Below are 24,584 nucleotides of genomic sequence, written 5' to 3'. Positions count from 1 at the left end.
AAAAAATCTATGTGTCAGAAACAAAAAAGCCCCGCACATTGGCGGGGCTTTTTTGTTAAGCGAGTTGCTGCTTACTTCTTCTCAGCCGCTTCGCGCTCTTTGACCTTAGCGATCACTTCTTCGGTTACGTTCTGCGGGCATGGAGCATACTTAGAGAACTCCATAGAGAACTGACCGCGACCAGAAGTCATGGTACGCAGGTGGCCGATGTAGCCGAACATCTCTGACAGAGGAACTTCTGCCTTAATGCGAACGCCGGTGGCGTTTGGCTCTTGGCCGCTGATCATACCGCGACGACGGTTCAGATCCCCGATAACATCACCCACGTGATCTTCCGGGGTGAAGACGTCAACTTTCATCAGAGGCTCCAGCAGCTGAGGACCAGCTTTGGGCATAGACTGACGGAAAGCGCCTTTAGCGGCGATTTCGAAGGCTACCGCCGAGGAGTCAACCGCGTGGTAGGCACCGTCGAACAGCTCGATGTCTACATCCAGCACAGGGAAGCCAGCCAGCGGGCCTTTTTCCATCATGCTCTTAAAGCCTTTCTCAATGGCCGGGAAGAATTCCTTGGGTACGTTACCGCCCACAACGGTGGAGTGGAAGGTAAAGTCAGAGTTCGGCTCGCCGGGCTTAATGCGGTAGTCAATTTTACCAAACTGACCCGAACCACCAGACTGCTTCTTGTGGGTGTAAGAGTCTTCGATTTCCTGGGTAATGGTTTCGCGGTACGCCACCTGAGGCTGACCCACTTCCATTTCCACACCGTAGGTACGCTTCAGGATGTCGACTTTAATGTCCAGGTGCAGCTCACCCATACCTTTCAGAATGGTTTCGCCCGAGTCTTCGTCGGTTTCTACACGGAACGATGGATCTTCGGCCACCATTTTACCGATGGCGATACCCATTTTCTCGGTAGAGCCTTTGTCTTTCGGCGCAACGGCGATCGAGATAACCGGATCCGGGAACACCATGGCTTCCAGAGTACAAGGGTTCTTGGGATCACACAGGGTGTGACCGGTCTGTACGTTCTTCATGCCCACGATGGCGATAATGTCACCGGCCTGAGCGTGGCTCAGTTCGTTGCGCTCATCCGCCTGCATTTCCACCATGCGGCCTACTCGCTCGGTCTTGCCGGTGAACGAGTTGAGGATGGTGTCGCCTTTGTTCAGCTTACCGGAGTAAATGCGAACGAAGGTCAGGGCGCCAAAACGGTCGTCCATAATTTTAAATGCCAGGGCGCGGAAGGGCTCGTCGGCACTTACAATGGCTTTGTCGCCAGTGGGGTTACCTTCTTCGTCGGTCAGATCCTGCGGATCAACCTCGGTGGGCGCGGGCAAGTAGTCAACCACGGCGTCCAGAACCAGCTGCATACCTTTGTTTTTAAAGGCAGAACCACAGAAGGTGGGGAAGAAGGTCAGATCGCGGGTGCCCTGACGGATGCAACGTTTCAGGTCTTCCTCAGAGGGCATTTCGCCATCCATGTAGGCCATCAGCAGGTCGTCGTCGGCTTCCAGCGCGGTTTCGATCAGCTCTTCGCGGTAGGCTTCAACGTCGTCTTTCATATCTTCGGGGATATCTTCAACGCTATAGTTCTCGGGCTGGCCAGAATCGTCCCATACGTAAGCTTTCTGGGTCAGCAGATCAACCACACCTTTAAAGGTGTCTTCGCGGCCGATAGGCAGGGTCATAACCAGTGGCTTGGCGCCCAGAACGTTTTTGATCTGATCAACCACGTTCAGGAAGTCGGCACCGATACGGTCCAGTTTGTTAACGAAGATGATACGAGCCACTTCAGATTCGTTGGCGTAGCGCCAGTTGGTTTCTGACTGAGGCTCAACCCCGCCAGAACCACAGAAAACGCCGATACCGCCGTCCAGTACTTTCAGTGAACGGTATACCTCAACGGTGAAGTCAACGTGCCCAGGGGTGTCGATCACGTTAAAACGGTGACCTTTCCACTCACAGGTAACGGCGGCGGACTGAATGGTAATACCGCGCTCGGCTTCCTGCTCCATAAAGTCGGTGGTGGATTCACCCTCGTGCACTTCACCCAGTTTATGGATTTTACCGGTGAGCTTAAGGATACGTTCGGTGGTGGTGGTCTTACCCGCGTCAACGTGGGCAAAGATACCGATGTTTCTGTATAAACTAAGGTCTGTCATTTCGATACTCGTATAATCAAGGCCAAAAATTGGACGGCATTGTACAGCGAGGGAGGCATCAATTGCCAATACCAATTAGCCTTGAAAGTCCAGCTTTTTGCGATTTAGCGGAAAAAGCTGGGTAAAGCCCCTAGAGTAATAGTGTCTAAGCATTGGTCAGTTAGTTGTAATAGTCTTTGTTATGGCTTGCCCTGCGGTGGTGCGGTAAAAAACGGCTCTTAGAGCGGGGTGTCCGATTTGGTGCAGTGTGCAGGTTTGGGGTAGGGGTGGCCCGCTAAGGTGTGAGGATGTCAGTTGGTATGCTTCGTGCTGACACCGTTGTCAATCTTAATTCCTGAGCCGTAAGGTTAGACCGCCCTTTTGATGTCCGATATGAAGCCTGAAACTGCCTTACCCCCGACAAGCTCAGCCCGAGCTGCCGATCCCAGCACCTACTTTCCCTGTTTTCAGCCTATTGTCGAGCTGGAAAGCGGGCGAGTAGCCGGCAATGAGGCGCTCGCCCGATGCTTAAGCGCAAGCGGCGAAGTGGTTTCCGCCGCTTCACTTTTTGCGCACGACACCCAACCTGATGAGTGGGTGCGTGGGGTAGATCGCCATTTGCGCCACCAGGCATTGCAGGCTCAGCGTCAATGGGGGCAGGGTGGCTTTATAGCTTTAAACATATCGCCCGCCTGGGTCGATAAACTGGGTGATGCTCAGGTGATTCCCACCTTGCAAATGATTGAAGAGCTGGGGTTGGATCCGCGGCAGGTGGTGATAGAGGTGACCGAGCGCAGCGGCGATTTGGCAAATTTGCAGCGCTTAACTCGCCAGTATCAACGCTATGGTTTACGGGTGGCGGTGGATGATTACGGTTCCGGCGCCTCACAGGTAGATCGAATTATCGCTCTTGAGCCCGATCTGATTAAGCTGGATATGACGCTGTTTAAGGCCGCCTCCAGCGGCGGCGCGGCGGCGGATATCGCTCTCGCTACCACGGCCATGGCAATGCGTGCGGGCTGCCAGATTGTCTGCGAGGGCGTAGAGACCGCCGCCGAGTTTGATTTTGCCATCGAGTGTGGCGCCGACCTGGTTCAGGGGTGGTTATTCGATAAAGCCCTGCGTGAACCGGCCGACCCGGCGGTTTATCGGCAGCAGGTGCAGGCGCTCAAGGCGCAGTATTTGGAGCGTAAAAGTGCCAGTCACCATCGGGCCTTTCGGCATCAGTTGGCGGTTGAAGAGCAGGCTCGTCTGATAAAAGACGGCTGGAGTAACGCTGGCGGGGCGCTTGCGCCGCAATGGTCAATCTCGCCGCGCGTTTTGCATCAACTGGGCATGCTGCGATTTTACTGGTGCGATGAGCAGGGCACGCAAACCTCGCCCAACTACGAGTTGGTGCCAGAAGCAGTAGTGCCTGAGCATTGCTACGTGGGTAGCAACTGGAGCCATCGTCCCTATTTCCCTCGCCTTATGGGCATTCGCGATTTGCCTCTGGAGCAAATGGTCGTGTCCGAGGCCTATCGGGATATTCGCAGCGGCGACATGTGCAAAACCTATGCGCTGCGCCAATCCGACTCTGCCGTACTTTTGCTGGATGTGCTGGTCAGTGATCAGGTGCTATTCGCCCGCTAAAGCACTGGCAATATCAACCATTGGTGCCACCCATAGCTGGTGCTGCTGGGCGTGCAAATAATCCAGCAGTTGCGCGTGGGTATCGGCCTCCAGGTTTAGGGGATGTTCGCCACCGACGCCATGAAACAGAAATACCAGTAAGCCTTGTTGAGCAATCGCGTTATCCACCAAGGCTTTTAACTGCTCGATACTCTGGCCATTAATGACATGGGCGGCGAGGTTAAACCGCTCGGCGTTATCCGGCGAGGGAAACCCAGGCGCTACGCCCCTCGCTCCGGCAAACAGCGGTTTAATGGCCTCAAGGTAGGATTCTCCGCCCGCCAAGGTATCGCCGCAGGGGTAGGCGAACGTACGTTCGGTTTTGCCGTCCAGCGCCTGGAGGGTCGTGTTGGCCACTTCAATATTTCCCAGTATGCGCCCCAGCGTCCAAGTGGAAAGGTCTCGCTCGGCGGCCACCCACTCGCGTCCCGGTCCCTGGCCATTGCAGGGGTGAAACAGGGTGTGGTTGCCCAGCTCGTGGCCATCGGCGGCCGCCGCCCGCCATTCGGCCATTCGTTGGCTAAAACCGTCGGCGGCGATAGTGAGGTAAAAAGTGCCTTTTAGTTCGAGCTCATTCAATGCCGGTATAACGGTGTCTAAATGTACATTAAGGGAGTCATCATAGGTCAAGGCCACGGCGGCACGTTTGCCCTGCCAGGGGCCCTCCGCGGCGGCCAGGGGCATAGCCAAGGTAAAGCACAGCGAAAGTAGAGAGTTTTGTAAAAGGCGCATAACGGTATCCTGGGATTTATTGTTTGTTTTGCCCAAAGCATAAACGAGCTGCACCGGGGCGCCAAGTTAACGATTGATAAGGAGTGGCAATGAAGTCCATTGCAATCTTGAACACCGACACGATTCCCGCCGAACTGGCCCGAGTTCATGGCCAGTATCCGGACATGTTTATTCGCTGCCTGTCGGCGTTAAATAACGACATTGAATTTGTCCGGTTTGATGTTAATCGGGATGAGTATCCCAGTGACTGGCAGACTTTTTCTGGCGTGTTGATTACGGGTAGCCAGAGTGCGGCTTACGATCAGGACCCATGGATAAATCGCCTGCAGGCGTGTATTCGCGAGCTGTACCGCCAGCAAATACCGTTAGTAGGTATTTGTTTCGGGCATCAAGTTATTCACCAGGCGCTGGGCGGGCAGGTGCAAAAAGCGGCGCAAGGTTGGTGCGTCGGGATTCATCAAAACCGGCTGACATGCGACATCGAAGGGCTGGGTAATCAGGGGCAATTACTGAGCTTGTTGTCCAGTCATCAAGACCAGGTGGTAGCAATGGCGCCGGGGAGCAAGCTATTGGCGAGCACGCCTTATTGCCCCATTGCGGCAACGTACTGGAATGAGACGGTACTGACCTTTCAGGGGCATCCGGAATTTACCCGCGATTATGCTCAGGCGTTAATGGATAAACGCCGCACTGATATAGGCGAGTCCACGTATCGCGCTGCGGTCGAATCTATGAGCCAACCATTGGATGACGTTCCAGTATTGCGGCGGATGCTGCATGTGTTAACCCAAGGCTCTAGAGTTTTTTTGTGATAGGGCGCACGCGAATAAACAAATTTTTCTTCGTGTGCGGCACCAAACGCTCTCGTTGACGTCCCACATGCAGCGTTTTCGCTCGTGTGCGTGCCGCCCGTGCGCAATCTCGGGTAATTTTATTCGCTTGTTAGCCTGTGTTAGGGTGCCCAGCGAAAGCGTTTGCTCAAAAGTTTGTAAATTTTATGGATAAGCGGGGCAAAGCTTACAGAAACTGCATAAGGATGTAGCGAAAAGATTTTCTTTTGCAGTGAAATCAGCTACTTGGCAAATCGGCACAATTGCTGCGTAAAGGCTGAGGAACGTAATTGCAAGACCGAACTTACTTCTAGGAAACTGGAGATTATTATGAAATTGTTTAAAACCTCACTGCTGAGTTTAGTGGTTGCCACCGGCCTGACAGCAGGTTCTGTTTACGCCCAGGCGCAACAGGATCAATCGGCTCAGGCTCCGGCGATGCCGCAGCAAGCTGCGCCGCAAATTGATGTCAGCGAACAGCAAGTGAGTGATTTTGCCGACGCCTATGTGGCCGTTCAAACGCTTAGCCAGGAGTATCGTGTAAAACTGCAAAACGCCGCCGATGCTGAGCAGACTCAGGAGATTCAGCAGCAGGCTCAGGCGGACATGAAAGGCGCGATCACCGAGTCCGGTCTCGAGTTGGTAGAGTATCGTCAAATAGCGCAAGCCGCTAATCAAGACGAAGAGCTGCGCAACCGCATCTCCGCCGCCATTACCGCCATTACTGGCCAGGGCGAAGAGACTGAAGCGGAAAGCTAATTCGCTGCTCTACAACGGCTGCAGTTTAGGCTGCAGCCATTGTTTTATTTTTTATCTTTTCCGATCACGGTATAGTAGGGCGAAAATAATAAGCCGAGGCTATGCCACATGCGTATTCAATCCCTTCTTATTTGCTCAGCGTTGAGTGCAGCGCTCTGCACACAGGCATTTGCTCAGCAGCCTTCCTCACCGCGAGAAAAATCATCGCCGGTTGCGTCTGAGATGCCAGCGTCAAAGGTGGAGAACTTTGCATTGCGCGAAAACTCCAACTTTAGTCGTTTTTTTTACGATACCTCGGCAGACTTCTCCCGCTACGATAAAGCCATCTTTTTCCCCCTCACCTTCGATCGAATGGCGTTAACTGAGCATTCGGACCCCGAATTTCGCGAATCGTGGAATAAGTCCAGCTTTGAGGAAATGGATGAGATTTGCCAATTTTTTGATGATTACATAATTAAGAAATTTGATGACTCGGATGTACTTACCCTGACCCGGACCGGTGGTCCCAATGTACTGGCGGTGGAGTTTAGGCTGAAAGATTTTATGCCCACCTCCAAAAGGCGCGAAGACGCGCTGGATACCGTAGGTCAGTCCACCAACAGCCTGGGCGTGGGGGTGCTGACTTTTCAGGCGGTATTGGTGGAATCACAAAGTGGCAGGCTGGTGGCCGTGATTGAAGACGGCTTGGAGATTAAGGCTGGTTCCTATTCGGTGGATGACAGGGTAGGGCGAAACCTGGCCTGGAAGCGTTCATTTCAGCGGATTGTGACGGATCTGCACGATGATATCGAGCAAATGCAGCGCCAGGACTCGTGATAAACACGAGCCCCGCGAGTCGCTAATGGGCGGCAATGGCGGTTAGTGCTGGCGGAAACCAGTCGCCTTGCAAAACATTGTCTTTGGGAACATACATGCGCAGGGTTAAGTTAAAAGCCTGTTGCTTGGGCGATGGCAGCCAGTTGGACTTGGGCCACTCGGGGTTATATTCAGGCGCGACATACAGCGTAAGCGAACCGTCGTCGTTATAGCTAAACTCGGAATAATTATTAAAGTTGTAGCGGTTGAGCGCATTGTCGACGACTTTATACCCCGGAAAATCAACCAGAATAACCGACCAAAAGCTATTGACGTTTTTCTCTGGCAAATTGTCTTTGCTAAAGTGCAGTCGATAGGCTTTTCCTCCCACCAGGGCTTGACCTGCGGCATCTTTGGCGGCGATAAAGTAAATCACCTCGGCCGAGGTGTTGGCCCAAATGCCCACAAAGTTGGCTGAGGTGCGTGTCCAGTAGTCGCCGTTATAGTTACCCGCTGTTAGTGTCGCCAGCCAGCCATTGGCAAATTTACCGGCTTTGGTGGTGGCAAACTGCATAAACTGAGGTATCGCCTGCTCGCCAATCACACGGTCTACGCGCTCCGCATTTTCTTGGGACTGTGCGACATAGTCGCCAAGCTCGCGCGCAATGCTTTGCAGCTCGGTGGCATTTGGCATCATGCTATCCGGTGTGCGAATAAACGCTTCGGTATAGCTAAACAGGTTTGATTTAGGAAGAGCCTGGTTGGTGAAACCGGGAAAGTCCAGTGTCGGTTCTATATCCGGATTGCCCAGGGTGCGCAGGGTAAATTCCTGTTGCAAGTCTATGGCCCCTTGCAGGTCATCTTGCAGCTCTACCCGCGCCAGCATCTTTATTTTTTTATTGGGCACTTCAATAAGGTAAGCGCCTTCCGGTAAATCCACCTGGCAGGGCTTAAGGCAGAGTGCAAAGTCGCCGTAGGGGTGGTCGGGGTAGTTGCGCTCGTTAATATTGGTAATGACTTCGCCCCAGCCATCTAAAAACTGCGCGGTGTAGTAGCGGTTTTGTACCTCGGGAATACTTAAAATAACCGCCGAGTTTTCGTCAATGGCTATCCAGGATTCCATGTAGGCGACGTCCAGGTTCGGGTTGACGAAGTCGGCCTTGCCCGCCTCATTGTATTTAATGGTGTTGTATTCAAGGCCGGTATTATTAAAGTCAATTTGTTCCTGGCGCACCACCAGCGCGCGGCTGAGTAGATAAACATATGAGTTAATAATATCCTGGTCGCTAATACTGGCGGGGCTCGAGCTTGCGCTGGATGCCTGTGGCTGGTTTTGCGTCGCATCACCAGAGGGTTCGCAGGCAGACAGGAACACGGCGCCAAGCAGTGCAGTGGTAACACCTAATAAAGTTTTCATGGCGATCTCCTTCTCGCTATTGGCGGCTAATGGCGGGCAGGCGGTAGTCCCCATTCAGCGCTTCGGCCTTGGGGATATACATGCGTGCAATAATGTAAAAGGGACCATCCGGGGCTGGCAACCAGTTGCTCTGCAGGTCTTCGCCCGGTGAATCCTTTTGTAAGTACAGGGTTAGTGAGCCGTCTTCGTCGTATTGCAAACCCGGGGTGCGGTCGCCAATGGAGTAGCGCTGAATCGGATTTTTAACCATCAAGCGGGTATCGGAGTGGTACATGGTCATGGACCAGAAAGCTTTAACTGGCGGCAGCTCGTCGGCGGCAAACCGCAGCACATAGTTATGCTGGCTGCCGTCCAGCGGGCGGTTATTACCGTCGGCTTCGGCGATGGGGTAAATAGCCTCTTCCGGGCTGTTGGTATAAATAAATTTATAGGCCACCGCCGAGCGGAATAAGTAATTCTGACCATAATCGCCCATCGGCGGAATATACTCCCAGCCATCGATGCGCTGACCCAGGCTGTTGGCTTTAGCCACTATTTGCTCGTGACCGGCGCGAATGCCTTCTTTTATTGCGCTTTGTACTACGGGGCTGAAACTGTCCAGAGAGAATTCCTGGTAGGGGCCGATATGAATCTGGCTCAGGCGCTTCATTAATTCGGTTTCGTAAATGGAAGGAGTCTGCCAGGTTAAAAACTGATTTAAATAGGTAAACAAGGCCGGTTTGCCGTAGAGTTTATCGGCGTTATAAATCGAAAACTCCGGGTCGACGACGGGCTTGGGCTCGCCTTCGCCAAGGTATTGGCTCAGTGGAGCTAACTTCAGGCCATCCTGAATGGCGAATGCCTTTTCGTTACCCTCTGGAGTGCCGTCGGTAGCGGTGCGGGTGGCCAGTGCCACATAGCGGCTTTGTGAGGTAATCACCTGGTCAAACTTGTCGCTGGAGAAGGCGCCCTTGTTATCCGGCCCGGTTAATAAAAAGGTGCCACCTTCGGTGCCGGTGGTGCGGGTGCCGATATAGGCGAAGTTGTCGGTGACCATATCCACCAGCTGAACCACAAAATAGGTGTCGCCGGTCGGTGGCACCTCAATTACCAAAGGTTCGCGGCTTAAATCCGCCCAGGTGGTGGAATAAAAGGTGTCATTGTTGGGAGAGACAACCGTGGTGTAATCCGGATCATAGAGCTTGCGTCCGTGCAGGTAGTTATTAAACCCACTGTAGGCCGGCGATTGCTTGGCAATGCTCATGCCGAACAGCGCTTTGTAGTTTTCCACAATACCAAAGCCGTAAATGTAGGCTTCTTCGGCCAATTGCCGAGCTTCAGTGGGTGTGAGTTTGCTGGTGTCTGCGCAGGTGCCTGCACTGAAAAAAGTACACAAGATTAGGGTAAGGCTAAGGTTTCGCAGCCAGTGGAACATAGTGAAACTCCTTTATCACAGTCGAGCGGAAAACTAGTATAGCCTATAAAGCTGATGCTAAGTGGCGCGACACTCTACTAGTAGGGTGGTTATCTTGCTTTGATTTTTCGGCTTTTATCCGTAGTAAATTCTGAATTGAAAGGACGGGCCGATGCGGCTATAAATATTCGCGTCACTGGCAAACATAGACCGTATTGGTGGCCTGATTGTTTTGAAACGGATTGTAGAATTCCACCAAATGCGAATCTACCGTCGAAAATGCCGATGCCAGTAGCTTTTCAAAGGCGGGCTCTGGCGGGTTTTGCGACCACATGGCAAATACACCTTTAGGTTTTAGCTGTTGGGCCATCAGGGTTAAGTTTTCCGTGGTGTAAAAGCCCGCGTTGCCCTCGTGCAAAAACTCGGTGGGGGAGTGGTCAATGTCCAGCAATATGGCGTCAAAGCGGCGGGCTTTTTGGTCCGGGTCAAAGCCGGTTGCGGGGTCAACGGCCAAATCGAAGAAGCTGCCGTGAATATAGCGGTTGCGCGGGTCGGCATTTAGGGTTTTACCCAGCGGCACCAACTCATCTTTGTGCCACCCAATCACGGTTTCTAAAAAGTCCACCACCAAAAGTTCGTTGACCCGTTTATCCTTCAGGGCCTCTACCGCCGTATAGCCAAGCCCCAGTCCCCCCACGACTACGTCTAGCTTGTCGCCCTCTACGGCCGCCAACCCCATAGATGATAGCGCCTCTTCGGCGGCCACAAACATGCTGGACATTAAGAACTCGTCGCCCAGCTTAACCTCGTAAATATCCCGGTCGCCCAAAATGGGGATGCGACGGCGACGCAGTGAGATTTCACCGATGGGGGAGTCCTGGGTATCCAGCTCTTCGAACAGGGGCATGATGAATCCTTAAGGGTGTGTAGTCGCATCATACGCGTTGAGGCATTTAATGTCAGGCCACCTGGATGCTGAAAGTTTTTCTTGTTAAGGAACTGCAACAATCCGCTGTTAGGCTCTAGTTTCGCTTGTTCATCATGTTTATGGCCGATGTAACAATACACTCGCTACAAAGGCAAAGTAATGCTTGTGCGCCAAGACTGTCCGTCATGAAAATAGTCCGCGACTGGCTGGTTACGCTGATCTCGTTGGTTGGCCTGATGCTGGGCGTATTATTGTTAATGTCTCCCATTCCCGTCGGACTGGTGGTAATTACCGCCAGCCTGGCCGCGTTGCTGTGTGTTAATGCGCGTTCACGTCATATGCTTCAAGCGGCGCGTTCGCGCTGGCGCAAAATCAATCGCACCGTCCACAGAGTCGAGAAACTGCTGGAGCACCGATTCAAGAAACTTTGGACGGTGATATCCAGCACCCGGCCCCATAATGATGATCACTCGGGGTAGGCTCCGGTAATGTCGCTTGCGTTTAATTCGCTGTAATCATCATATGGCCGATTAAACCCAGCATAAAACCCGCAACGGCGCCCAGTGCGGGCAGGCCGCCGTGCTTGGCTTTGGATTCGGGCGCAACATCCTGAAAGACCAGGTAAAGAATACCGGCGCTGGCGAATAGCATCATCCCCGCTACAAACCCACTCGCTTGAGCCAGAAGGAGATAACCGGTCAGCGCGCATACCGGGCCCACTATCGCCAGTAAAAAGAAAGCTGCCAATAGCTTTGCGGGGCGATAAGAGGATGACTGAGCAAGTTCTTCGTAAGCGTTAAAGCCTTCCGGAAAGTTTTGCAAAATCATCAGCAATACTAAAATTAACCCTGTACCTTCCCCCACCGCAAATGCAGCGCCCAGGGCTATTGCCTCGGGGATAAAATCAGACAGCATCGCCACCAACTGGCCCGCCGAACTTTTTAGCTGGCTTAAATAGCGGTCCAGCAAGTAAAAGAAAACGCCCCCCGCTGCGAAGCATAAGCTTGCCGATACGGGGGATAACTTACTCGCACCGTCCGGGACCAGAACCAGCGCTACCGCCGAGACCAGCGCGCCGCCGCCAAACGCGACGATAAACTTGCGGATATTGGCGGTTAAAAGCTTTGGGTGCAGTAAATCAAACCGGGCGACCAGCGCGCCAACCGGCATGGCCGCTCCGGCCAATAGAGACAAAAGCGTAACGCTCAAAATTTCAGTCATAAAGAGTCGGTGTCGTTTTTCATTGTGTTTCGACCGGCATGATCTTAAAGATTGCCAGAATTATAACCTTTTTCGCAGCCAGTGAACGTGCGTGCTAAAGCCGCGAGCGGCGTAAAACGAGAGCGCCGATTCATTAAACCCCCACACCTCCGTCAATAAGTCGGTTGCGCCCAGGTTTCGGCAATGCTCTTCTATGGCCGCGTAAAGGGCTTTACCCACTCCAGTCCCTCTGTAGTGCTCTTCGACATAAATCTCTTCAATAGAGCCCATCGTTATCGTTTTAGAAATGGATGAGCTAAGCTCCCTGGTTTCCCCGACCGCAAACCCAATGGGTATGGACTCTTGCTTCGCAATAAAAGCGAAGGCATCGTTTTTATCTATGTAAGCGGCGAGGTTCTTGTGGTCAGAAATTTCAGCGGCAGGCTTAAAATAGTCCGGCTCTGCCTGATGGTGTAGCTCGTTCAAGCGAAACAGCGCTTCATGCATATACGCCAAGTCTTCCGGAGTAGCGTTTCTTATAATCGGCACGGAGTCTCCATTAATAGGCTAGGGGAGTGCGGGGGCGGCTTAGATTAACCCGGAGTGCGACTATGCTGAACTCCGGGCCCACGACGCTATCAGCTACCGAGTCGCTGTACGGTTACCGACAGCGAAGCGCCCTCCGACGTGACTGTAGCTTCTTTGCCAAACTCCACCAGAAACGAAGGCGAGAACGCTTCGCCATCGATTATCACCTTCGCACTGACTTTCGCGGTGTTGTCGTTAATATCGCTTAATGCAAGGTTTAACGTATAGTGATCTTGCGAAACCGAGGCCTCAGTTTCAGGCGCAACCGCCATCTCAGGAGAGCCTATTAAATTCCCTTCATCGTATACCTTCGAGGAGATCATAAACGCCTCTTCCGCACATGCAGATGAGGCGACGAATGCTAGGGCACAAAATCCAATTGTCTTTTTCATTTTCTTTTCCTTTTAAACAAACTATTTAAGTCATTATCAGATGCTTCGGATGTTAACTTTATTCTCGAAAAATTAAGACCATGAACGGTTTTCGTTGACTAGTTTAGAGTAATGCCTTTCAGTCCGGTGTGCGAATTCTTTTCGCGCGCTCAATCTAACATTACTAGTCAGTGGTAGACGAAGGTGAGCAACGTCGCCGTCTCTTTCTACCTCTACGAAGCCGAGTTTAAGGTAGAGTTTAAAAGCGGGATTTGTTGTGTACACATTGCAAGTCAGTTCGAAGTTATCACTGCACTTCCCGAGTTCCAAGTACCATCGAAATAGTCGGCTTCCCAGCATTCCATTTTGTCGCTCTGGCGCTACTTGGAGAGTATGGATATGAGCACCTTTAGCGGAAAGTTCATAGAACGTGAAAGCGGATACTTGACCTCGATCCTCAAGTACGACACTTTCCATGCTCAGGAAGTAACGCCGGATATTCTCTTCGTTCCATGTGTCACCTCTAGCTTTATGGTAAGGCGCCATATTTTGCTTCATGAAGGCGAATACGCTCTCAATGTCTTTCTCACAAAGAGTACGAATCATTGAACTCGCCATGAGGGCCGCCATAAGCGACGCAAGCTTGCGAGCGCCCAACAGCCAAAGGCTGCGGATATAGCATTTATGTTAGGCATTCGAGATTACCACAACTTGAAGCTCATCCGCATAGATTATACTTCCAGGGTCATCGGACAGCCTTACGTGTACCGCGATTCCATGCTTTCGAAGTAACTGAGCAACCAACAATGATCTTTCCAGATGCTCTGAAATGTTAAGTCTGAACCAGCTTTGAGCTCTAAACTTAACAGTTTTGCATATCGGTGGCTCAAAGCAGGTAGGGTTTATCAGGTTTTTATTAAACCAGTTCGCGATGTTGATGTACCAAATGTGTTCCTGAAGGCTCATCGAACCCTTACGTTTAGCGTCACCCATGGCAGCGAATATACCCTTAGCGCACGATAACTCTTTAAATTTCAAATCCGTTTCGAATCGAATGTACATATACTTAATGCCCGCGAGGTACGAGCGTCGCACTGGACGGGATTGCTAGGTGTCGTTTGACTCATCGGTTCGACTTCTTTTTTCTTCGAGTATCTTTTTATATAGCGGACGCGTTGATATATATCTATCCGTATACGCCCCTCTCGGAAGGTCGTTTTTTAGGCAACCCTTTTGAGGTGGTGTTCGGTCGTTTACGAAAAGGTACAGAAATGGACCGACAATCGGTATGAGCAAAACCACAGACAAAATCAGTTTCAGAATAATGTAATCGGGTTTCATCCAAGTGCGCACTATCAACACTAAAGCGACGATCTCAGATAAAACTATAGCTGCTACTAGAATCGGGTCCATATTCACTTAACGCCCGGCGCAGCGGGCAAATTGGAGTGAGGAACGAACGGAAATTTGGTCCTGCTGCCGCCACTTGTTAAGTGATTTCACCAACCTCCCCCTTTTGTTATTACAATTATCAATCCGACAACGCTCACCAGAAACGGCCATATCCATTTCCAGTGCTTTAAATAGAATTGCACAAAGGAATGGAGAGCACTTGAAGTCCAGTGTCGATCATAAGTTCCCATGAGCATTGGGCTACCAGGTGGCTCAGGCACATATTCTCCTTCCCACCATTTCTTAATCGATTCCTTAGCCTTCATCTTTCTCACTTAACAGCTAATTCAAAAGACACAGTAAAATCCCCCGCGGCAATATAACGTCGCTAGAGAGCGGTTAAGCAATTGGGCGGAAGTGTTTGAAAGTAAAGGAAAAAGTGCACTTTGGTACCGCTCCATGGCTGGGGAAAGAAAGACTCTGTCTTGTTTTTCCCCAATGTAAGGCTTTTTGCCTCTCGCGGCAAGGTTGCTGTAACTGATTGATAGTTATGGTGAATATTTGTGCTGGCGGGCTGGCATATGCTCTTGAGCAAAGGTTTTCTTCTGAAAAAGGATAAAACGGCCTAATGGCTTAGTGTTTTTGGTCTTTACTTATCCTTGGCGAAAAAGTCGGTTTGGTAGGCGTAAGGCAGAATAAGTCACGCTTTTTAGCTAGATTCCGTGCCGTGGCACGGAATGACAGGCAATAGAAAACTGCGTGTTAGCGCTGCATTATTCGAACGGGTCCCCTGCGAATGAGCCGACTGAAGGTCTATTTTTGTGGGTAAGTGAGCAGGACGCTCAGGAAAGTATCGCCGCGCCAGGGAAGGAACGTCGATACGGCCCTCAAAAATCGACCGTAGTGAGGGGTGAGGCCTAGCGTTTGCAAAGCGCTGCTTTGCGCGTAGCCGAACGATACCAAGCTGTGCTTGGTGGCCGGAATCCCTTTAGGGCCATTCGCCGGGGTGGGCTGTTGATGTGAAGGGATTCACGAATGCAGTGGGCGCAGGGATGCGCAGGAACTGCCTTTTCGTTAGGTTTCTGTTGCCCAAACAACAGAAAAGTAACTCGCCACGCCCGGCGACCCTGGCATATCAAGAGCCCGCCTTGGCGGCCCAAAAATCCCTCTTGGCATCAGACGTCAGACGCTCAAGCGTCCGACCTAAGTCCCTACCGCGTAGCAATAAAAACCAACAACCCAGCCGCTACGGCCCAACCCGCAAACGCCAAACCCTTCCAAACCTTCTCCGGGTGTCTTTCCATAATCGGCTTATGTCGATTCGTCAGCCAGTTGGGATTCGGGCGTTTTAAATCCTGCAGCCACTCGGATAACACCTCGTAACGCTGTCCGGGTTGAATGGATAAGGCTTTTTCCAAGGCGCGATCCATCCAAACCGGTACCAGAGGATTAAACTGCAGCGCCGAGCGGTATTTGATTTTTTGAAACTGCGGCAGCGACATGGCTTTGCCGTAGGCCTCGCCGAAGGGGTGTTTGCCGGTGAGCATTTCGTACATTAGTACCGCCAGGGAAAATTGATCCGAACGCTGACCGGTGGGTCCGCCGTAGCGGTATTCGGGGGCGGAGTAGTTGAGGGTGCCGAGTATTTTGTCGGCGGCAATGGGCGAGGCCATTTCTTCAATGCCTGCCACCCAACAGGAGCCAAAGTCCACCAGACAAATGCCTTGAGCGCCGACGACCACATTGTCGGGTTTTAAATCCTGGTGCAGCGTGTCTTTGCGGTGCAGGGCGCGAATGCCCATCACTAATTGCTCGGCCAGCTCCACGGCATCGGATACCGGTAGAGGCGCACGCTCATTGATGACCTGAGTAAGAGTGGGGCCGGCAATATACTCGGTTAAATAATATAGGCAGGTACGGGTTTGGGGTGGCTCAACCACCCGCACTACATGGCGGTTGGCCAGACGCGAACCAATCCAGGATTCGCGCACAAAGCGTTCGATGTATGCGGCGTCGTCTTCATAGTTGACCGAGGGGGTTTTCATCACCAGCGGTGTGCCGTCGACGGTTTTGACTAGGTAAACCTGACTGCGTTCGGATTCGTGTAGAATTTTTTCTACCGTGAGTCCGTCTAGTGTTTGCCCGGTTTTTAGCAGTGGAGCAAAAGGCAGGCGGGACAATACGGTAATGGCGTCACTCTCGCTGGGTGTGCCTATGTCGTCCACCCGCGCTATTTGTACACTGATATTATCCTGGCTCCCGTTCGCCAGTGCCAGTTGATGCAGTTGGTGAGTGAGCGCCTCTAGGTCGCTGCTGCTTTGCAGTTTTTCGGTGAGGGTGCGGTGGTCGATAAAATCGTGCAACCCGTCGGTACTTAGCAAATAAATATCGCCGCGCTCGGTTTCCAGCGACTCCATATCAATTTCTAGCGATAGGTCTGCACCCAGGGCACGGCTTAAATAAGTGGTATTTTTATCAATGCGTTGATTGTGGTCGCGGGTTAACTGTTCTAGCTGGCCCGCGCGCAGGCGGTAAATGCGACTGTCGCCCACGTGAAAGGTAAACAGCTTGTCGCCTTTTAATACCAGTAGCGACAGCGTGGTCAGGTAGCCTTCTTGGCGAACATTGTTTTGGCTTTGACTCCACAGGTAGCGGTTGATGGAGTGAATAACCCGACTGGCGGATTGCCCGGTGCGCCAAGTGTCCGGCGTGGCGTAGTAATCGGTCAGTATGGCCGTCACCGCTGTCTGGCTCGCCTGCCGAGCGGCGCTGGATGAGCTGACACCATCGGCAATTGCAATGGCGACACCCTTAGTCGCCAGCGCGGGGCCCTCGGGGAAGCGGGCGCCCACGGTATCTTGGTTTTCGTCTTTGCGACCGGCCTCGCTCAGCTGTGCAAAATCAATCGTAAGCGAGGGTTGTAAGTGTTCCATAGACGCGCGTTTAGGCTTGTTATTTTCGTCCATGGTAACTCGTTTAGCCCCGGACACCAAAGCGTCCGGGGTTTGCTCTGAGTGGGCGTTCATTAGGTCAGTTCAATTTGGGTAATGCTGCCGTCTTCGTTCACCTCGTGCATATGGCCTTTGGGCTCTTCAATCAGTTGTACCAAGCCAAACAGCACCAGTGCGCAGCCGCCAATCACCATAAAAAATGTACCGGCATCCACAAAGCTGTAAATGGTTAAAAAGGTCACCGCGCCCACATTGCCGTAGGCCCCCACCATGCCCGCGACCTGACCGGTTAAGCGGCGCTTAACCAACGGCACCATGGCGAACACAGCGCCTTCACCGGCTTGCACAAAGAATGAGCAGAACATAACGGAGATAACCGCCATCCACACGGGCCAGGCGCCGCTGACTTGCGACAGGGTAAAATAGCCGATGGTTAAGCCGATAATAAAAATGGACATAGAGCGGCGGCGACCAAATTTATCGCTGATGTAACCGCCACCGGGGCGGGCGACTAAGTTCATAAAGGCGAAGGCCGCACCCAGGGCACCAGCGGCGGCCAGACTCATGCCTTCAAAGGTTTCCAAAAAGAAGGCGGGCAGCATAGATACCACCGCCAGCTCCGAACCGAAGGTTACGAAGTAGGCCCAGTCTAGAATAGCTACCTGCTTAAATTTGTATTTGTCGTGCTCGGGCACCGGGGCGCCGTGCAACATGTCTTTGTTTACTTTATAAATCTGGCTGAACTGGTAAGCGCACAGCAGCAGCAAAATGCCGTACATCACGTAGGTGGTGCCCTGGCTTAGCAGGCTTACTCCGGCCGGCGACAGTTTCCACGCCAACACCGCCAGAATAATGTACATGGGCAGATTCATGGCGAGATAAAAGTAAAAGTCCCGCTTGCTGGTAACTTCCAGGCCGCCGGTTTTTTTAGGCTTAAAGTAGGTCGAGCCTTGGGGCGTGTTGCGCGCCCGCAGGTAGAAAAATACCGAGTAAATGATTGCCAGCATGCCGGTGGTCGCAATGGCGTAGCGCCAGCCGTCGTCACCGCCGTAAATCAGTGCCAGGGTGGGCAGGGTAAAGGCTGCGGCCGCCGAGCCAAAGTTACCCCAGCCGCCGTAAACACCCTCGGCCAGCCCCACGTGGCGGGCTGGAAACCACTCGCCCACCAGGCGAATACCAATGACAAAGCCGGCGCCCACAAAGCCCAGCAAAAACCGGAACAGCGCGAGCTGCTCATAGCTCTGTGCGCTGGCGAAGGCCAGACACATTAGCCCGCCTGCGGCCAACAGCAGAGAATAGACGATGCGCGGCCCGAACTTGTCCACTAACATGCCCACCACGATGCGCGCGGGGATAGTCAATGCCACGTTTAATATCAGCAGCGCCTTCCACTGGGCGTTGCTCATATTGAAGGCTTCCATAATCAGCGGTTTTAACGGGGCATGGGAAAACCACACCACAAAGGTTAAGAAGAAGGCAAACCAGGTAAGGTGCAACAGGCGGATATTTGCCTTGGTTGCATCCAATAGATTAAGTTTTTCTGAGCTCATAACAGCGCTTCCGTCTAAACTGGCGGTAGAGTCTCTGGTTCCGCCAAGGGTTAATGCTTGAGGATGTTAATCGCAAGGGCTAGAGCAACCGCTGTGCCAGAGTGTTAAAGCACGTTAATGGGGCGATTAAACGCTTAAAATAGGGGGTGTTTGGGTGGGTTTGTGAGTTTGTGGTGCGCACGCACTGTCTGTTGAGTTTTTTGTGGTGCATTTTCGCCACCCTGCTTTGCTTTGCGAGAGTGCGCTTTCGGAGCGTTTGCACATAATTAGGACAATATATGAGCACAGAAACATCGTCGGGCTCGGGTTTTGCGCGTCTGGCCAAGCTACTTAATGCCGCGCCCAGCAGCTCAACGGAGCTTTCCGCGCTTAAGGCGTTACCGACTGAGGTGCTGCACTCGGATGATCCCTGGCGGGGGTATCGCGCACAGCTGGGTGAAAACGCCAGCTTACCGGGCCTGTACGCCGCTTGGTTTGCTCAGGCGCTACGCGACAATATCGACTGTGACGAGTCGCTGCGGGAAACGGTCGAGCGGCTAAGTGACTGGCTTTTGCACACCATACTTGGCGATGAGTCGCTGCAGCTTCACGCCCTGCGAGCCAACCGCCGTCACTGGGATCAGGCGTTTTTCCACTTGCATACTTGGTGCGATGAATTGGGCCCTCAGGGTCGCAAGTTCACCCAGCGCATTGACGAGCTGGTTGAGCAGCTAGAGGCCTGTACAGGACCCGAAGGGCAAACGCCAAGACTTGAGGCGTTCAACCACGCCGGTAACCGCGAGTTAGAGCGTGCCGCCAAGCTGGCCGAGCGCATGCAGGCGTCCGAGGTGGGGCGCATGCGAGCGCTGCATGCCGAGCAGCAGGTTAATGCTTTGTACAACCAGGTGGTGGCGGGGCGCGACCTGCCCGAGTCGGTGTGGGTGTTTATTGATCAGCAGCTAATGCCCGCGCTGCAATTTGTGCTTATTAACGAATCCGATCAGGCGCCCGCTTGGAGTTTTTGGACCCGTATGCTGCGCCTATTAGTGTGGTCGCTTAACCCGGATAAATCGGCCGAGGACCGCCAGGCGTTTTTTAATAAAGGCCCGGCTTTGCTCACTCAGCTGGAACAAGCCGAGCCGCCCCCGAGTTGTGCGGCATCCAGCTATCAGGCATTTTTAAGTGATGTCTCGGAGTGTGTCATTACCCTGCTAAAGGGCCAGAGCTTTGAGGTGCAGACCGCTCCATCACGCGACACCCACCAGCAGGGCTCGCTAGAGCAGCTGCACACTGGCGGTGAGGCCCACCCGTTTAGCGGCGGCGATTGGATAGAGTTTTGTGGCGACCAAGTGCTGCGCTGCCAGTTTTTGCTACAGGCTCCGGGCACCGACCAGCTGCTGTTTGTCAATCGCAACGGACAGAAGGTGCTGCAAAAGTCTGTCGCCGATATGCGGGCCTGCTTTGATGCCGACATCGCCCGCGAGATTGCCAATGTTCCTGTGCTATCGGCCGCGATTACCGCGACTAATGCCCGTATGGCACAGCTGCAAACCCTGTACGAACAGCGCGCTGCGGCCGCGGCCGAGGCCCGCGAGCAGGAACAATTGCGCCGCCGCGCCCTGGCCGAGGCGCACGCCCGCGATCTGGCCGCGCGCAAAGAAGCCGAAGCCAAGGCCCGGCAAGAGGCCGAGCGCCTAGCCGCCCAGCGGCGCGAGCGCCTGGAGCGTGAAAAGCGCGAGCAAGCCGCCGCCGAAAGCGCCGCCCACGAAAAGCAGGTGCGCCAGACGCTGGATAATTTAACCCTGGGCACCTGGGCCGACCTGCCCCTGGACAATGGCCGAACAGCGCGCTGCAAACTAGCGGTCAGTATGCGCTCGACCGGTAAATACATTTTTGTCGACCGGGTGGGGAGCAAGGTGGCCGAGCTGCAGTACGAGCAGTTATTGACTATGGCATTGGCGGGCACCGCGGTGTTTTATCAGCCCGAACAGCACTTTGAAAATCGCCTGGAAAGCATTGTGCGCGGCCTGCGCCGCACCGATTAATGGGCTAAATCAAAAACCATAAGAGTAACGTTATGAACCCATCACTGAGTGAACAGCGCCAAGAATACCGCCTGAATGCCTCCGAGGCGGTGTATATTGAGCTTGAGGCCGAGTCTGACGAGCAGCCCGGCAGCATATTACTGAGCCGTTCGACCGATCTGTCGGCCAACGGCTTGCAGGTGGAAATGGACCGCGCCCTGCCTACCGGTCACATTTATGCCTTGTGCGTTCAGCTGCGCGAGCCCGATCAGCGTTTCGTGCTGTCGGGCGAGGTGAAGTGGTGTCGCGCCGAGCATGGTCGCTACAGTATTGGCATTGCCCTATACGAGTCGGATGATACCTCGATTGAGGCTTGGAAGCAGGCAATTGCTCATCGGTTACATGATAGTTAATTCGTTATCGTTAACGTGGTTTTAACGCTGTACTTTTGCGAGGTCGGCTCTTATGCTTGAGCGGCTCTTGCCCGAGCATCAATGCCCAAGGGCCGCCGCATCGACTCACATGCACGCTAAAAAGACGCACAGCGGTGCACGCGGCCCCTCATAATGACAAGACCTCGAGGTGACACGTGGCCACATCTTCTGCCAATAAACTCTCTATTTTAGAAAAATCCGGCTACGCCATGGGCGATGCCGCCGCCAACTTAGTCTGGCGCGGTGCCCTAGCGTATCTGGCTGTTTTTTATACCGACACCCTGGGTATTACCGCCGCCGCTGCCGCCGCTTTGTTGCTATTGGTGCGCGTCTCGGATGGTATTACCGATATTATTATGGGGATGATTGCCGACCGCACTCACACGAAGTACGGTAAGTTTCGGCCCTGGATTCTGTGGTCGGCCCCGGTGCTGGGGCTGTTTATGGTGTTGGCGTTTACCGCGCCGGATATTAGCCCCACCATGAAACTGGTGTGGGCCTACTTTACCTATATTGGTTTAACTTTGGCTTACACGGTCAATAATGTTCCCTACTCGGCGTTGATGGGGGTAATGACCTCCAGCCATGAAGAGCGCAGTGTGTTGTCGGGTTATCGCTTTGCCGGGGCTTTTTTAGGCGGTGCGCTGGTGATGGCGGGTACACCCTATCTGGTGGAATACTTTGGTCAGGGCGACGAGGCCAAGGGCTACCAGCAAACCATGTATGTCTTCGCGGCACTGTTGGTGACCCTGTGCGTGATCACCTTTATGTCCACCCGCGAGCGTATTGTCCCCACGGAAAATACCGGTTCGTTTAAAAAAGAATTTAAAGACCTGCTGATTAACTTGCCGTTTATCATCGTGCCGCTGCTGTCGATTTCGCTGTTCTTTTTTAGTCTGACTCAGGCCGAAGACGCCACCTACAAGCTAAACCCCTGGATTATGGGGCCCTTGTGCGTACTGGTACTGGTAGGCACGGGGTATTTGATTCGCTCGCTTATTGCGCGCCCCGAGACGGACACCACGCCATCGCAGCGCGATTTAATCAACCTGCTGACCAACAAGCCTTGGTTGATGATTTTGGGTCTGGGCTTTTTGACCATGCTGTTTAACGGTATTAAGTATGTGGTTATTGCCTACTACTTTAAGCACTACTTGCACGAACCCACCATGACCGGTATGTACTTTCTGGCGCTGTTGATTACCTCTATTTTCGCCGCGTTTGTATGCGGTTACTTTACTCGACTGGTGGGCAAAAAGACCTTGTTTATTGCCTCGCTGGTGATCAGCGGTGTGCTCACCGGCTGTATTTCTCTGCTGGATCAAAACGATGTGACCGGATTGTTTGTACTGGGTTGCGCCGCGGAATTTTTCGCCGCGTTTATGCCGGTGCTTACGTTCAGCATGTTGGGCGACGCCGCCGACTACTCCGAGTGGAAGCACGGCCGCCGCGCCACCGGCCTGTTTTACTCCGCCGGTAGCTTTATCCAAAAAACCGGTGGCGGCTTTGCCGGTGCCTTGGTGTTAATGGTGCTGGGCGCCTACGGCTATGTGGGCACCGACGAAAGCACCATCGCCCAGGCCACCGACGGCATGGTGATGCTGATGAGCTGGATTCCCGCCGTATTCGCTTTTGCCGCGGTATTCTTGCTGATCTTCTACCCGCTTAATAGTAAGCGGATGGAGGAAATTGAAGCGGAGTTAAATGTGCAGCGGGGGTAAGTAGGCTGCGGAACGCAGAGCGCAGAGCGCAGAACGCAGAATGCTGGACGCTGGAAGGGAAACGGGGGGCGTGGCTTGCGCTGGTGCTCGTTTACACGTTCCCGTAACCAGTATCTTCTTGACTGCTACCTAACTCGTTGAGCGGTGCGCTTGCTCAAATGTTGTGCCTGTATGGTCCGAGGGTTAAAGCCCTAGGGCCAAGTTTAAGCTGCTGCAACGTAATACATGCAAGCTAGACGATGGTTTTGGGGAAAAGACTAACAGCTTGAGTTGAATTGCCTGCCACGATAAAATCTTTTCTCATTATTTATACAGGGAAAGAGTGCAATGAAGTCATTTAACTTCGGGTTGGTGGTTGTTTTATCAGGGGTGTTGGGGGCTTGTGGCGGGTCCTCGGGGGACGATAATCAAACTACCAGTTCGGCCTCTTCGGTAACCAGTTCTAGTTCCAGTAGTAGTTCATCCATCAGCAGTTCATCCAGTAGCCTTGCGTCATCATCTTCTAGTGAGGTCTCCTCAAGCGAGAGTTCTTCGAGTTCTATTGTGTCCTCTTCCAGCTCTTCGTCAGAGCAAAGCTCTGAGGCTAGCTCTAGCTCCGAAGTGAGCCTGTTGACCGGTATATTTGTCGATAGCGCGGTGGCTAATTTAGATTATCAGACACCCTCTGTCTCGGGGCAAACCACTGCCATTGGCGAGTTTGAATATGTTGATGGTGAATTAGTCAGCTTTTCTATCGGCGACTTGCAATTGCCTGCTGTGAGCGGTGGATCGGTGATTACACCGCTGGATCTGGTTGGCACCGCGGATCCACGCGACGGTCAAGTCCTAAATATTGTGCGTTTGTTATTAACGTTGGATAAAGACGGCAACCCGGACAACGGTATTGAGCTTGCCGATGCGGCGAAAGCCGTGGCCACTCCCGTAGATTTCAGTTTGTCGGCTGAGGAATTTTCATCTTCAGCCGCTGTGGTGAATTTGATTACCAACGCCGGGCAAGATTCCACGGTGGATGCTCTGGTTACCAGTGAACAGGCCGAAGCTCATTTCGCACAAACTTTGGAAGATCAGGGGGCAGAAAGTTATCTACTGCAAGGTACGGAAACCATTATTGTTTTTGAAGAAGAGACAGAACCCAACCACTATAGTGTTTTGGGTACTCTCACCTTAGAGTCGGATGGCAGTTGCTATTTATCGGCGGGCGAAGGTTACCGCTCTGAGTGTACTTACGCTGAAGATGGCACCCTGGAGACTGGCTTCCCAACTGTTGTAGGTACTGTAGGTGAAAACAGTGTTACTATTATCGCCAAACCTAACACCTCGGGTAGTGAGTCTGTCTCGGCTTTATTTCACAGTGCTGAGTCTGCTTCGGGCAATGTAAGTGCAGGTGCATACACTATATCCGGCCAAGAGCTAATTGCGCAAAACAACGGTAACAAGAATGGCCCCAGCGTAACGGCTTTGGCGGGAAGCTTTACGGTCAATACTGATGGCAGCTGCTCAATCAATCACAATGAAGGCGATATTAGCTGTGAGCTGAAAGGCAGTGAAGTCCTCGGCACTGGAGATGCCGCAGGGTTTGTGATGGGCACCGTGAGTGAATCTGCTGTAACGATTGTTTATCACGCCCCGGGCGACGAGTTGGTATACGGATACCTAACGGGTACACGTTAAACGTTGAGAGTTTGACCCAAATTAAGGCCGGTAACCC

At 52.9% G+C, this 24,584-nt stretch carries 20 protein-coding genes; 9 read left to right on the top strand and 11 right to left on the bottom strand.

Annotated features, from left to right (window positions below):
* Positions 1-71 precede the first annotated feature (71 nt).
* A complete protein-coding gene (gene fusA / locus M6D89_RS09390; protein WP_253967807.1) occupies positions 72-2,162 on the bottom strand; it encodes an elongation factor G in 2,091 nt (696 codons plus the stop codon).
* 372 nt (positions 2,163-2,534) lie between these two features.
* Here fusA and M6D89_RS09385 point away from each other — a divergent pair, with 372 nt between their 5' ends.
* On the top strand, positions 2,535-3,773 hold the full coding sequence (locus M6D89_RS09385; protein WP_253967806.1) for an EAL domain-containing protein: 1,239 nt from the start codon (positions 2,535-2,537) through the stop codon (positions 3,771-3,773).
* On the opposite strand, the gene M6D89_RS09380 is transcribed toward M6D89_RS09385, so the two are convergent.
* Entirely contained in the window at positions 3,759-4,544 is a 786-nt protein-coding gene (locus M6D89_RS09380; RefSeq protein WP_253967805.1) for a polysaccharide deacetylase family protein, read from the bottom strand. The genes M6D89_RS09385 and M6D89_RS09380 overlap by 15 nt on opposite strands.
* An 89-nt stretch (positions 4,545-4,633) precedes the next feature.
* Here M6D89_RS09380 and M6D89_RS09375 point away from each other — a divergent pair, with 89 nt between their 5' ends.
* The 3 genes from M6D89_RS09375 to M6D89_RS09365 all read left to right on the top strand — a co-directional run bounded on the left by M6D89_RS09375 (position 4,634) and on the right by M6D89_RS09365 (position 6,949).
* A complete protein-coding gene (locus tag M6D89_RS09375) occupies positions 4,634-5,356 on the top strand; it encodes a glutamine amidotransferase-related protein (protein WP_253967804.1) in 723 nt (240 codons plus the stop codon).
* A gap of 348 nt (positions 5,357-5,704) precedes the next feature.
* Positions 5,705-6,133, top strand: coding sequence for a DUF4168 domain-containing protein (locus tag M6D89_RS09370; RefSeq protein WP_253967803.1), 429 nt, complete (start codon positions 5,705-5,707; stop codon positions 6,131-6,133).
* Positions 6,134-6,355: 222 nt separating this feature from the next.
* Positions 6,356-6,949: a DUF3313 family protein gene (locus tag M6D89_RS09365; protein ID WP_253967802.1), complete on the top strand. Its 594-nt coding sequence runs from the start codon at positions 6,356-6,358 to the stop codon at positions 6,947-6,949.
* A gap of 22 nt (positions 6,950-6,971) precedes the next feature.
* Here M6D89_RS09365 and M6D89_RS09360 read toward each other — a convergent pair whose 3' ends face one another.
* The 3 genes from M6D89_RS09360 to M6D89_RS09350 form a co-directional block, all read right to left on the bottom strand.
* Positions 6,972-8,345, bottom strand: a complete 1,374-nt coding sequence (locus M6D89_RS09360) for a DUF1214 domain-containing protein (protein ID WP_253967801.1) — start codon at positions 8,343-8,345, stop codon at positions 6,972-6,974.
* Between the two features lie 16 nt (positions 8,346-8,361).
* Complete coding sequence (locus M6D89_RS09355) at positions 8,362-9,759, bottom strand: DUF1254 domain-containing protein (protein ID WP_253967800.1); 1,398 nt, start codon at positions 9,757-9,759, stop codon at positions 8,362-8,364.
* Between the two features lie 172 nt (positions 9,760-9,931).
* Positions 9,932-10,645 (bottom strand): spermidine synthase family protein, encoded by a 714-nt coding sequence (locus tag M6D89_RS09350; protein ID WP_253967799.1) that lies wholly within the window; start codon positions 10,643-10,645, stop codon positions 9,932-9,934.
* A gap of 206 nt (positions 10,646-10,851) precedes the next feature.
* Here M6D89_RS09350 and M6D89_RS09345 point away from each other — a divergent pair, with 206 nt between their 5' ends.
* The gene (locus M6D89_RS09345; protein WP_253967798.1) at positions 10,852-11,145 is read left to right on the top strand and encodes an immunoglobulin domain-containing protein; all 294 of its coding nucleotides are present in this window, start codon (positions 10,852-10,854) and stop codon (positions 11,143-11,145) included.
* A gap of 22 nt (positions 11,146-11,167) precedes the next feature.
* Here the strand turns inward: M6D89_RS09345 and M6D89_RS09340 are convergent, their stop codons facing one another.
* The 6 genes from M6D89_RS09340 to M6D89_RS09320 form a co-directional block, all read right to left on the bottom strand.
* Positions 11,168-11,887: a ZIP family metal transporter gene (locus M6D89_RS09340; protein ID WP_253967797.1), complete on the bottom strand. Its 720-nt coding sequence runs from the start codon at positions 11,885-11,887 to the stop codon at positions 11,168-11,170.
* Between the two features lie 60 nt (positions 11,888-11,947).
* Positions 11,948-12,415 carry a GNAT family N-acetyltransferase gene (locus M6D89_RS09335; RefSeq protein ID WP_253967796.1) on the bottom strand — a complete coding sequence of 156 codons (468 nt, stop codon included), beginning with the start codon at positions 12,413-12,415 and terminating at the stop codon, positions 11,948-11,950.
* 89 nt (positions 12,416-12,504) lie between these two features.
* The gene (locus M6D89_RS09330; RefSeq protein ID WP_253967795.1) at positions 12,505-12,846 is read right to left on the bottom strand and encodes a hypothetical protein; all 342 of its coding nucleotides are present in this window, start codon (positions 12,844-12,846) and stop codon (positions 12,505-12,507) included.
* A gap of 72 nt (positions 12,847-12,918) precedes the next feature.
* On the bottom strand, positions 12,919-13,371 hold the full coding sequence (locus tag M6D89_RS17480; protein WP_418930356.1) for a GNAT family N-acetyltransferase: 453 nt from the start codon (positions 13,369-13,371) through the stop codon (positions 12,919-12,921).
* A 2,057-nt stretch (positions 13,372-15,428) separates the two neighbouring features.
* A complete protein-coding gene (locus M6D89_RS09325; protein WP_253968038.1) occupies positions 15,429-17,150 on the bottom strand; it encodes a bifunctional protein-serine/threonine kinase/phosphatase in 1,722 nt (573 codons plus the stop codon).
* 92 nt (positions 17,151-17,242) lie between these two features.
* A complete protein-coding gene (locus tag M6D89_RS09320; protein ID WP_253967794.1) occupies positions 17,243-18,718 on the bottom strand; it encodes a NarK family nitrate/nitrite MFS transporter in 1,476 nt (491 codons plus the stop codon).
* Positions 18,719-18,996: 278 nt separating this feature from the next.
* On the opposite strand from M6D89_RS09320, the gene M6D89_RS09315 reads away from it, so the two are divergent.
* From M6D89_RS09315 to M6D89_RS09300, 4 genes are all read left to right on the top strand, one after another.
* Positions 18,997-20,742 (top strand): DUF1631 family protein, encoded by a 1,746-nt coding sequence (locus M6D89_RS09315; protein ID WP_253967793.1) that lies wholly within the window; start codon positions 18,997-18,999, stop codon positions 20,740-20,742.
* 32 nt (positions 20,743-20,774) lie between these two features.
* Complete coding sequence (locus tag M6D89_RS09310; protein WP_253967792.1) at positions 20,775-21,134, top strand: PilZ domain-containing protein; 360 nt, start codon at positions 20,775-20,777, stop codon at positions 21,132-21,134.
* A 176-nt stretch (positions 21,135-21,310) separates the two neighbouring features.
* The gene (locus tag M6D89_RS09305) at positions 21,311-22,876 is read left to right on the top strand and encodes an MFS transporter (protein ID WP_253967791.1); all 1,566 of its coding nucleotides are present in this window, start codon (positions 21,311-21,313) and stop codon (positions 22,874-22,876) included.
* 327 nt (positions 22,877-23,203) lie between these two features.
* Complete coding sequence (locus tag M6D89_RS09300; protein ID WP_253967790.1) at positions 23,204-24,547, top strand: hypothetical protein; 1,344 nt, start codon at positions 23,204-23,206, stop codon at positions 24,545-24,547.
* Positions 24,548-24,584: the final 37 nt, after the last annotated feature.

The sequence above is a fragment of the Gilvimarinus xylanilyticus genome, from assembly GCF_024195295.1.
Taxonomy (GTDB): domain Bacteria; phylum Pseudomonadota; class Gammaproteobacteria; order Pseudomonadales; family Cellvibrionaceae; genus Gilvimarinus; species Gilvimarinus xylanilyticus.
Note: the sequence above shows the minus strand (reverse complement) of the source record. Positions and strands in the feature narration are given on the sequence as shown.

Bases quoted from the DNA above. Each gene is read 5' to 3' on its own strand.
- M6D89_RS09330 (WP_253967795.1), bottom strand. From the start codon at position 12,846: ATGAAAAAGACAATTGGATTTTGTGCCCTAGCATTCGTCGCCTCATCT.
- M6D89_RS09300 (WP_253967790.1), top strand. From the start codon at position 23,204: ATGAAGTCATTTAACTTCGGGTTGGTGGTTGTTTTATCAGGGGTGTTG.
- M6D89_RS09360 (WP_253967801.1), bottom strand. From the start codon at position 8,345: ATGAAAACTTTATTAGGTGTTACCACTGCACTGCTTGGCGCCGTGTTC.
- M6D89_RS09340 (WP_253967797.1), bottom strand. From the start codon at position 11,887: ATGACTGAAATTTTGAGCGTTACGCTTTTGTCTCTATTGGCCGGAGCG.
- M6D89_RS09375 (WP_253967804.1), top strand. From the start codon at position 4,634: ATGAAGTCCATTGCAATCTTGAACACCGACACGATTCCCGCCGAACTG.
- M6D89_RS09365 (WP_253967802.1), top strand. From the start codon at position 6,356: ATGCCAGCGTCAAAGGTGGAGAACTTTGCATTGCGCGAAAACTCCAAC.
- M6D89_RS09320 (WP_253967794.1), bottom strand. From the start codon at position 18,718: ATGAGCTCAGAAAAACTTAATCTATTGGATGCAACCAAGGCAAATATC.
- fusA (WP_253967807.1), bottom strand. From the start codon at position 2,162: ATGACAGACCTTAGTTTATACAGAAACATCGGTATCTTTGCCCACGTT.
- M6D89_RS09350 (WP_253967799.1), bottom strand. From the start codon at position 10,645: ATGCCCCTGTTCGAAGAGCTGGATACCCAGGACTCCCCCATCGGTGAA.
- M6D89_RS09355 (WP_253967800.1), bottom strand. From the start codon at position 9,759: ATGTTCCACTGGCTGCGAAACCTTAGCCTTACCCTAATCTTGTGTACT.
- M6D89_RS09385 (WP_253967806.1), top strand. From the start codon at position 2,535: ATGAAGCCTGAAACTGCCTTACCCCCGACAAGCTCAGCCCGAGCTGCC.
- M6D89_RS17480 (WP_418930356.1), bottom strand. From the start codon at position 13,371: ATGGCGCCTTACCATAAAGCTAGAGGTGACACATGGAACGAAGAGAAT.
- M6D89_RS09310 (WP_253967792.1), top strand. From the start codon at position 20,775: ATGAACCCATCACTGAGTGAACAGCGCCAAGAATACCGCCTGAATGCC.
- M6D89_RS09380 (WP_253967805.1), bottom strand. From the start codon at position 4,544: ATGCGCCTTTTACAAAACTCTCTACTTTCGCTGTGCTTTACCTTGGCT.
- M6D89_RS09315 (WP_253967793.1), top strand. From the start codon at position 18,997: ATGAGCACAGAAACATCGTCGGGCTCGGGTTTTGCGCGTCTGGCCAAG.
- M6D89_RS09345 (WP_253967798.1), top strand. From the start codon at position 10,852: ATGAAAATAGTCCGCGACTGGCTGGTTACGCTGATCTCGTTGGTTGGC.
- M6D89_RS09325 (WP_253968038.1), bottom strand. From the start codon at position 17,150: ATGGAACACTTACAACCCTCGCTTACGATTGATTTTGCACAGCTGAGC.
- M6D89_RS09370 (WP_253967803.1), top strand. From the start codon at position 5,705: ATGAAATTGTTTAAAACCTCACTGCTGAGTTTAGTGGTTGCCACCGGC.